The 1,921-nt window shown below is 35.5% G+C and carries 2 protein-coding genes; both read right to left on the bottom strand.

Annotated features, from left to right (window positions below; all coding sequences use genetic code 11):
- A partial coding sequence (locus ENL20_09425; GenBank protein ID HHE38777.1) for a hypothetical protein occupies positions 1-723 on the bottom strand: 723 nt, incomplete at its 3' end.
- 87 nt (positions 724-810) lie between these two features.
- Positions 811-1,626 (bottom strand): hypothetical protein, encoded by an 816-nt coding sequence (locus tag ENL20_09430; GenBank protein ID HHE38778.1) that lies wholly within the window; start codon positions 1,624-1,626, stop codon positions 811-813.
- Between the last annotated feature and the right edge of the window lie 295 nt (positions 1,627-1,921).

The following is a 1,921-nucleotide window of genomic DNA, read 5'->3' on the forward strand; positions in this document are numbered from 1 at the left end:
AATTTTGGGATGAACTACATACCAATAATAAATATCGCGTGGAACTTCTATCTGCTGTAAAATTCCGTGTGTATCTTCCTTCCAATAACGCGTAGTCGAATAATAATTTTCATCATTATAAGAAGTTCCGTAATCAATAACTTCTACATAATTCAGATCACCGTCGATATCATAGATCAGATGAGCATTTTCAATGAAAAGTTCAGGGTAAACATAATCTTCTTCCAGATAAGCGACCGATGAATGAGCAATGGAAAAAGCGATCTCATCGATATACGGATCATAAGCATCATTGATCAGTCCTGCCCATATCTGCTGGTTGGTCGTTGAAAGTTGGGAAAGAATTGCTTCCAGGTCTGCGCGCATCCAGGCAGGAGCCTTTTCCAATGCAGCTTTTGATTCCGGGATCAATTCATCATGATTTGATGCTTTAACAAAAGTCGGATTCATATTATCAAAATATACACCGGCATATTTTCCTTCCAGGATCATGGTATTAACATCGAGGGAATCGATCAATTCCCATTCATCGCGATTAAAAGCAGTATCCCGCTTATTTTTTTTTGTTTCTTCGGCAGGAGGAGTATATGTTCGGGCTGTTCCTGCTATATAAGAATTCTCTTCCGCAAACGGTTTGGTTGTTAATCCTCTTTCATTGTTGGCAAAAACCAGGGAAAAACAAAATAGAAAAATTGTAAATCCAATTTTTGTTAAATTATTCATTATAGCTCCTTTTTTAACTCACCCTCGGTCCCTCTCTTGGAAAGAGAGGGATGACTTCTTTTCCCCTTCTCTTTGCAAGAGAAGGGGTTAGGGGTTGAGTTGAATATTTTCTCTTTTCATAAATTCATCAACGGATATGGCTTTTTCCCAATAATCATAGAAAGTTGTGGTCAAGGTTTCTGCAAGATCAGGATGTTCGATAACCAGATAAGTAAGATTTTCTTCCGGATTGATCTGATTTGTCATGGAAAACATCACGGTTGTATCATCAAAAACATGTAATTTAATAGGTAGATGATAGGCAACTTTTATCTTTTCTCCCTGTTCTTCAAAACTTTTCATTCGATGAACAAAAAAATCAAGATTATCTTTTTCAACTTCAAAGATAGATTTATAGATCACTCCTTTGTTCATGCTTTCCCGTTGTTCTTCATGAATTTTGGGATCACAATACATAGCGAAGGGAGCTTTGCAAAAAGACAAGACCATTTCTTTTGCTTGCAGTTCCAGGGAGTGATGTTTTTTAATAATACTGGTGGAAGTGCTGAAGACCTGGATAAAATCCAGGGGAGATGAATTTTTTTTATGGTTCTTATAAATAGGTGAAAGAAGATCAGGAAGTTGATAAAGTTTTTCCAGTTTTTTTTCCTGGATTTTTTTAATATTTTCAAAAGCAATTTTTGGATCGACTGCTTCAAATTTTCTCACTTTTCCCAATTTTTCATTACATAAACCATTTTTTTTTAAACTATGAAGCACGGAATAAATTTTTGAACGGTTCACTTCAGCTAATTGAGAAATTTCTGTAGCTGTGAACTGCTGTTTCTTCAAAAGGCAACAATAAACTTTTGCTTCATTTTCTGTTAAACCTATATTTATCAGCTGATTAACATATTCTTTCACAACACCTCCTCAATTGTGTTGTTCTATTTGGGGCAACAAAATTATTAGTGGTGAATATGTCAATGAAATTTAGAGGGAATTATCTAAGGATTATACTTACTCAAGTTTCGCAGTAATAAAAACCTCTTGTTAAGCTGTCCATTATACACATCTTTTTTTTAGTAACATTATGAATGGCGTATTTCCTTTTCTGTTTGCGTTTGATTCCCACACCTGAAGGTGTGGGTTATTGATTTATCCCAATTTCCAGGAAAATCCGAATCAATAGCCCCTACCTTCAGGTAGGGGAACACTC

The sequence above is a fragment of the Candidatus Cloacimonadota bacterium genome (assembly GCA_011372345.1).
Lineage (GTDB): Bacteria > Cloacimonadota > Cloacimonadia > Cloacimonadales > TCS61 > DRTC01.